This is a genomic window from uncultured Thiocystis sp., from assembly GCF_903866365.1.
Taxonomy (GTDB): domain Bacteria; phylum Pseudomonadota; class Gammaproteobacteria; order Chromatiales; family Chromatiaceae; genus Chromatium.
In genome coordinates this window covers 1-7,017 of the sequence record NZ_CAIPNF010000376.1, presented here as the reverse complement: position 1 = coordinate 7,017, position 7,017 = coordinate 1, and the positions used below count along the sequence as shown (strand labels likewise).

The window sequence follows — 7,017 nt, the reverse complement described above, 5'->3', positions numbered from 1 at the left end:
TGTCATCGTGTTGGTTCGCTCCTGATCGCTTGTCGCGCAGCGGCTGCGCGCGGCCCGAACGCGGAGGTTCCACGCCGGGCGTCGCGCGCACGGCCCCGTTTCGCCCAGGTCGGCCGCGCCGTCATCAGCCACGATAGTGGCGGTTATCGTCAATGGAGGAACCGACCGCGCAACCAGAATCCGCGTTGCATCGACATCGAAACCGACCGCCACGACCCGTTAAATCTGCGTGAATTGGCTTGTTTCGACCGGATACAGGGGCTCGGCGGCGCATTGCAGGTCATGCTCGCCATCTCGCCATCTCGTCGCTCAGGTTGATGCGCTCACCCAAGGCGCGGCCTTCATTCTTGGTCACAACATCGTGGCTTTCGATCAACCGGCCCTGTGCGCGCTCCATCCCGATCTGGCTCTCCATCGGCTGCCGCTGATCGACACGCTCGAACTCTCGCCGATTGCCTTCCCGCGCAACCCCTACCACAAGCTGGTCAAGGACGATCGGCGCTGCACCACCTCGCGCAACGATCCGGTGCGGGATGCGGAATTGGCTGATCCGCGCTTCCGCGATGAGCAGACCGCCCTGAAGGCCGCGCGGTCGAATCGCCCGATGAGCGGCTGTGCCTACACGCGCTCTTCGGGGGCGAAGCGTGCGCGGGTCTGCCTCAGATCTTCCGCGCGGTACGCCAGTGCGCTCGTCCCACGCTCGAAGACACCGCCCGCGCCTGGACGCGGGCAACAGCGGGAAAAGTCCGCTTCGTCGGGCATCGCCGATTGATCGAACACGGGCTTCCCGATCCCGACTGGCACCAGCCGCTGGCTTAGCGCTCGCCTGGCTGGGCGTGGCGGGTGGTCACTCCGTCCTGCCGCCCTGGGTCATGCGCGCTTTCCCCAAGACCCACGAGGCCATCGCCGCACGGCGCGATGTGCCCTGTGCCGATCCAGACGGCGTCTGGTGCCGCGAGCAACACGATCTCGACCGGCTGTTCCTCGGCGACTTCCCCGGCCTCACCCGCTTTTGCACCACGCCCGCGACACCCGATGGACGCTCGCTGCAACGGGCCATCGTCGAGAATGGCGTTGGAGGCCGGCCCACGCTGGCGATTCTGCCCACGGGCGGCGGCAAGTCGCTGTGCTTCCGGCCCTGGCGCGCTACGACCGCACCGGCGCGCTGACCGTGGTGATCTCGCCATTGCCGTCGCTGATGAAGGATCAGGGCGATAACCTGATTGCGCGCGGCATCGCCTGTGCCGGCTATCTCAACGGTCTCCTGACACCCTTCGAGCGCCGCGCCTGCTCGACAAGCTCCGGCTGGACGATCTGGGATTGATCTTCGTCGCCCCCGAGCAATTCCGCAGTCCGGTCTTTATCCTTTATCAAGGCGCTCAGTCACCGCGAGATCGCCGCCTGGATCTTCGACGAGGCGCACTGTCTGTCGAAGTGGGGCCACGACTTCCGGCCCGAGGATCTCGACGAGGTGCACGCCGTGCCGGCACACGCCAAGCGCGGCGAAGTACTGCGTCTGCTGAAACAGGCGCCGCGCGAAGAAGGCGGGGCCATCGTCTTCTGCGCTCGTCAGAAGACGGTTCAGGAGGTCGCGGACTTTCTCCAGCAAGCGGACCTGGACTGCGGCGACTTCCACGGCGGTCTGGAGCCAGCCGAAAAGCGCGCATTTCATGGCCGGCCGCCGACGCATCAGCGCCGCCACCAATGCGTTCGGGATGGGCGTCGAGAAGCCCGATGTGCGGCTGGTGATCCATCTCGATACGCCGGGATCGCTGGAGAACGACATCCAGGAGGCCGGACGCGATCAGGAACCGGCCCAATGCGTGCTGCTCGACGATGACGCCGACCTCGACATCCAGTTCCGGTTGCTCAAGCACTCGCGCCTGAGCCAGAACGACATCCGCGCCATCCCCAAGGCACTGCGGGCCATCGAGCGTAAGGATCGTCGTGAGGGCGAAGTGATCGTCACCACGGGCGAAATCCTGCTGGAGACGCCCAAGCAACACCGCATCGAGGCCGACGGGCGGGATGCCGAGACCAAGGTGCGCATCGCGATTGCCTGGCTGGAAGAGGCGCGTTTACTGGAGCGGCAGGAGAACCACACCCGCATCTTTCCCGACAGTCTGCGGGTTTCGGCCCTGGATGAGGCCGTGGCGCTGTTGCGCAAGCGGCTTGGCCCCCAAACCGACATCGCGCCCGATGACGCCATCCTCCGCGAACTGATCGAGGCCGGAAACGATGAAAGCCGCTCGACGGACGATCTCATGCTGGCAACCGGTCTGGACTCGCGCCGGCTCCGCGCGATGCTGCGCGAACTCGATCAGTGGGGTCTGCTCGCCAACGAAACCGAGATCGGCGTCACCCTCTACCGCGACCCGGCCACGCGCCAACGGCTCGACGAACTCACGCGTCTGGAGACGGCCCTGATCGCGCAGTTGCGCGAAGCCGCGCCGGACGCCGATCAGGAGGACTGGCAGATTCTCAACGTCTGCCGTCTGTGCGACACCCTGCGCCGCGAGACGAACACCGACCTCGACCCCCAACGCCTGACACGCCTGCTCAAGTCTTTTGCGGAAGCCTTCGGCGACGAGGACGGACAACAGGCGTTCCTGAAGCTGCGTCCAGCCGGTGCCGACAACCGCCTCGTCAAGCTGCTGCGCGCCTGGAGTTCCATCGAGACGATCAGCGAGCGCCGCCGACGCTTCGCCCTCGCCCTGGTCGAGTCCGTCTATCGCGTCCGCCAGGGCAACAACCGACAGGTGGTGTGCAAGCAAGGCGACCTTGAGCGCGCCTTGCAAGGGGATCTCACGCTCCAGGATCTGGCGATCCGGAATTGGGACAGGGCGCTCGCGTCCGCGCTGCTCTATCTGGATGCCAACGAAGTGCTGAAGCTCTCGCGCGGCAAGGCGCTCTTCCGCTCGGCCATGATCATCACGCTCAACGCCGAGGCCCGCCGCCGCCAGTTTAGCAAGGGCGACTATGCCGAACTCGACCTGCACTACCGGGACAAGATTGTCCAGGTGCATGTCATGGGCGAGTACGCACGGCTCGGAATCGCCAAGATCCAGGCCGCGATGCAGTTCATCGCCGATTACTTCCGCTTGGAACGCAGCGAGTTCACCCGCCGCCATTTCGCCGGGCGCAAGGAGATCCTGGAGATCGCCACCTCAGAGGCGGCACATCGGCGCATCCTGGTCGATCTGCGCACTCCGGTCCAGCAAGCCATCGTCGCCGCCCCGCCCGAGGGCAGTCTGCTCGTGCTCGCCGGTCCCGGTTCGGGCAAGACGCGCGTGATCGTGCATCGCGTCGCGTGGCTGCTGCGCGAGTGCCTGATCCATCCGCAGGAAATCATGGTGCTCGCCTACAACCGCTCGGCGGTATCTGAGATCCGCCGCCGACTCTGGGCACTGGCCGGGCCAGATGCCGCTGGTGTCAGCGTGCAGACGGTGCATGGTCTGGCGATGCGCCTGACTGGAACAAGCTATGCCGTGGCGCTGGAGCGTGGCGAATCGATCAATTTCACGACGGTACTGCGACAAGCCACCGCACGGCTGAAAAAGGCCGAGAGCGAGAATGTCAGCGAATCGACCGAGCGTGATCGGCTGCTGGCCGGACTGCGCTTCCTGCTGATCGACGCATATCAGGACATCAACGGCGAGCATTATGATCTCATCAGCGCCGTGGCCGGGCGCTCGCTCGACAGCGAAGAGGATCGTCTGTCGCTGATGGCCGTGGGCGACGACGACCAGAACATCTATTGCCTTCGGCGGCGCGAATGTGCGCTTCATCCGCCAGTTCGAGAGCGACGCCAGTTCGAGAGCGACTATCAGGCCCGCCGCCATCGGTTCATCGAAAATTACCGCTCGACCCGACACATCATCGACTGCTCCAACCGCGTCATCGCCCCAGCACGCGACCGCATGAAGACGGACGAGGCGATCCGCATCGACCACGCCCGCCACGAGCGACCAGCGGGCGGCGACCTCGCCGAGCGCGATCCGGTCACGGGCGGACGGGGGCAGGCGCTCGAAGTCCCAACTGATCCCTGGCACGAAGCCCAGATCGCGCTGGCCGAGCTTCAGCGTCTCGATGCCGTCGAGGATAACGCTCCCGAAGGACGCTGGGGGCGCTTCGCGGTGATCGCGCGGCAGTGGAAAGACCTGGAGCCGCTGGCCGCGCTCTGTCGGCGGCGCGAGGTTCCGGTTCGCCTGCTGCGTGACGAGCATCAACCGGACCTGCATCGCACGCGCGAGGGTCACGGGCTGCTCGATTTGCTGCGCGGCGTCCGCCGCCGTACCGCCAAGCGCCGGGTGCTCTTACGCGCCCGCACGCTTTCACGCTGGCTCCGTCGTCGTGACGGCGTCCCGGTCGAGGGTTTGATCGAACCTCCCTTTCGCGCCGCCCTGGCGCAGTTCATCGCCGCGCCCGAAGGTCGGCGTGTCGTTGATGATCTGATCGAGGTGCTGTACGAGTTCGGCAGCGGGGCCAAGACGATAGCCGAGTCCCAGCCCAATGGCCCGATGGTGCTCATGACCGCGCACCGCGCCAAGGGACTGGAGTTTGAGCATGTGCTCATCCTTGATGGCGAGGGCCGGTCGAGCGGGGATGACGAACGCCGACTTTACTCTGTCGCCATGACCCGCGCGCGGCGCAGTTTGACGCTGTGCGAGCGGCTGGGCGGCAGGCATCCCTTCGTGCGTGAGACTGAGGGGCTGGCGTTGCGCACTCGCCCGACTGTGCCGGAGTTGGAGCCGGGCCTCGATCCTCGAATCTGGGTAGCCGATCTCTCGATGGTCTATCTGGACTGGCCGGGCTTCTATCCGCCACACAGCCGTCTTCATCGGGCGCTCGCGGCCTTGGAGGTCGGCGATCCGCTCGAATTGCGCCCGAGACGCGACGGCAAGCCGGGGTGGGAGTCGGCTGACCGCGACGGGGTCACTGTCGCGCGGATGTCAGCGAAGTTCCAGCCGCCTGCTGGGGAGATCATGGCGGTGCGGGTGGCGGCGGTGTTGGTCAGGACGCCAAAGGATGAACAGGCGGTACGGTGCGAGCGGTGGGAACTGGTGTTGCCGGAGGTTAAATATACACCGAGGTAAGCAGCGGAAAGCGCGGGGATATGTCCTGATCGGCAGCGAATCCAGATCCATCTGGAGCGACAATCTGCAGACCATCAGTCGGTCACAGCCATCGCTTGGGTGAGTGACGCCCCCATCCCGAAAGTCAGATCGAGTTGTCCCAACGGATTCCGCTCGGACGGGCGCTAATGCGTGCCCTAAACCAAAAGGCTCCCCGCCGTGAACCGCTCCAAACAAGATGTTCTGCTGATGTTACGCGGAAGGTTTAGAACCTGGTAGCTTGCGAGGATGAACCAAGACCTTCTCGATCTCGACACCGATGATTTGATCCGCACCTTTGGGTCAGCCACGACCACTGAATTGGCGTCGAGGGTGTCTGACACGGTCAGTCACGATCAGGTCACCCGCTTTTTGTCAGAGCGAGACGACACCTCGCGGGATCGGTGGTTGCAGGTCAAGTCCACGGTGCGCGAGATCGCGCAACCCGATGCCGTGCGGATCTTCGACGACACGATCCAGGAGAAACCCTGGACGGATGAAAGCGAACTGATTTGCTGGCATTTCGATCACTGTCAAAATCGGACCGTCAAGGGGATGAACCTGCTCAATGCGTTCGACGACAGCGGCGAGGTCTCGATCCCGGTCGATTTCCGCCTGATCCGCAAGCCCTTGCCGTTCTGCGATGTGGCCACCCGTCGGCTCAAGCGGGCCAGCGAGGTGACGAAGAACGAGTTGCTCCAAAAGAGGTTTCTCCAAGCACTCCAGAACCAGTTGACGTTTCGTGACGTGTTCATGGACCGCTGGTTCGCGGCGAAGGACAACTTCGCGCTGATCCTGAGCAAGCACAAGCCTTTCGTGGCGGTGCTCAAGGACAATCGGCTGATGGCCTTGAGTCAGGCCGACCAAGAGCAGGTGCGCTTCGTGCGGGTGGATTCATTGCCGTTGGCGGACAAGCAGGTCGTGCGCGGCTGGCTCAAGGGCTTCGAGCACGATGTTCTTTTGATTGGCCGAGTCTTTACAAACAAAGATGGCTGCACCGGCCGGTTGAGTCTCGTCTGCAGTGATCTGACGTGCGATGGCGAGCCGGAGTGTCGCGTTTGCGCTCGTGATACCCGGCGGGTCGATCCCTCGCCGCCGGGACTCGCGCAATGGCGACAACCTGTTCCGCCCGGGTTCGTCCCGCTCTGGGCCGCCGCTCCGCCACGCGGTGCGCCCTCAGGGCGCGCGCGGGCTGCGCACGGCCCGACGCGAATGACTTGACGGCGTGTGGGATGCGCTTTGCATCTCGCCTCTGCGGCTTCGGGACTCACGCCCCTTCGCCACGGCGGCGAGACGCACGCGCCCACGCCTACCCGGGACTACCCAGCCCGCGCGCGTCGAACGTCTGCTGGCCCTGCACGCGCCCACGCCTACCCGGGACTACCGGCCTCGCGCTTCCATGGCCGGCAGCGCGCGTCGCCGATCTCCATCAAAAACGCTGGAAGGTCGAGGAGTATCACAAATCGCTCAAGTCCAATGCGGCGTTAGCCAAATCACCGACACGAACGCTGCGGACACCGTCCAATCATGTATTCCTATCGATCTGCGCCGTCTTCAAGCTCGAATGCCTCAAGCGGGTCCACAAACTCAATCACTTCTCGCGACGCGCGAAGCTCTCTGTCGAGGCGCTTCAGCATGCCTTCGGCGAACTCAGGCGCATGAAGGCGGCTGCGTAACATCAGTTGTAAGCCCTATAAGCGACGGGGCTTTTCGCGCAAGACGGCAAACAAAGCAAGCTCGATTTTGCACTGCCCTGAAGGGCGGGCACTGGTTCAGTTCAGTTGTGCAATATAAATTATATATATCAATAACTTGATATATATACCCGCACATTGGAAAATCTGACTTCCTTACAGGGAAACCCTGTATTGACTGCGCTTGGAGTGCGACTATTGGTTTCACC

Annotated in this window: 7 protein-coding genes; 6 read left to right on the top strand and 1 reads right to left on the bottom strand. The window is 64.0% G+C overall.

The features are described 5' to 3' along the window. The 4 genes from QZY07_RS21095 to QZY07_RS21080 form a co-directional block, all read left to right on the top strand. A partial coding sequence (locus QZY07_RS21095) for a hypothetical protein (protein ID WP_295406991.1) occupies positions 1–318 on the top strand: 318 nt, incomplete at its 5' end. 43 nt (positions 319–361) lie between these two features. Then, entirely contained in the window at positions 362–772 is a 411-nt protein-coding gene (locus tag QZY07_RS21090; RefSeq protein WP_295406988.1) for a hypothetical protein, read from the top strand. 100 nt (positions 773–872) lie between these two features. Continuing rightward, a complete protein-coding gene (locus tag QZY07_RS21085) occupies positions 873–1,169 on the top strand; it encodes a hypothetical protein (RefSeq protein WP_295406985.1) in 297 nt (98 codons plus the stop codon). Continuing rightward, entirely contained in the window at positions 1,127–1,324 is a 198-nt protein-coding gene (locus tag QZY07_RS21080; protein WP_295406982.1) for a hypothetical protein, read from the top strand. The genes QZY07_RS21085 and QZY07_RS21080 overlap by 43 nt, the downstream gene beginning before the upstream one ends. A 36-nt stretch (positions 1,325–1,360) precedes the next feature. Here QZY07_RS21080 and QZY07_RS21075 read toward each other — a convergent pair whose 3' ends face one another. Beyond that, entirely contained in the window at positions 1,361–1,672 is a 312-nt protein-coding gene (locus QZY07_RS21075; RefSeq protein WP_295406979.1) for a hypothetical protein, read from the bottom strand. Here QZY07_RS21075 and QZY07_RS21070 point away from each other — a divergent pair. Together QZY07_RS21070 and QZY07_RS21065 are read left to right on the top strand one after the other, a co-directional pair. Beyond that, on the top strand, positions 1,671–5,096 hold the full coding sequence (locus tag QZY07_RS21070; RefSeq protein ID WP_295406975.1) for a UvrD-helicase domain-containing protein: 3,426 nt from the start codon (positions 1,671–1,673) through the stop codon (positions 5,094–5,096). The two genes, QZY07_RS21075 and QZY07_RS21070, sit on opposite strands and share 2 nt — an antisense overlap. Before the next feature lie 267 nt (positions 5,097–5,363). After that, a complete protein-coding gene (locus tag QZY07_RS21065) occupies positions 5,364–6,335 on the top strand; it encodes a transposase (protein ID WP_295406972.1) in 972 nt (323 codons plus the stop codon). Positions 6,336–7,017: the final 682 nt, after the last annotated feature.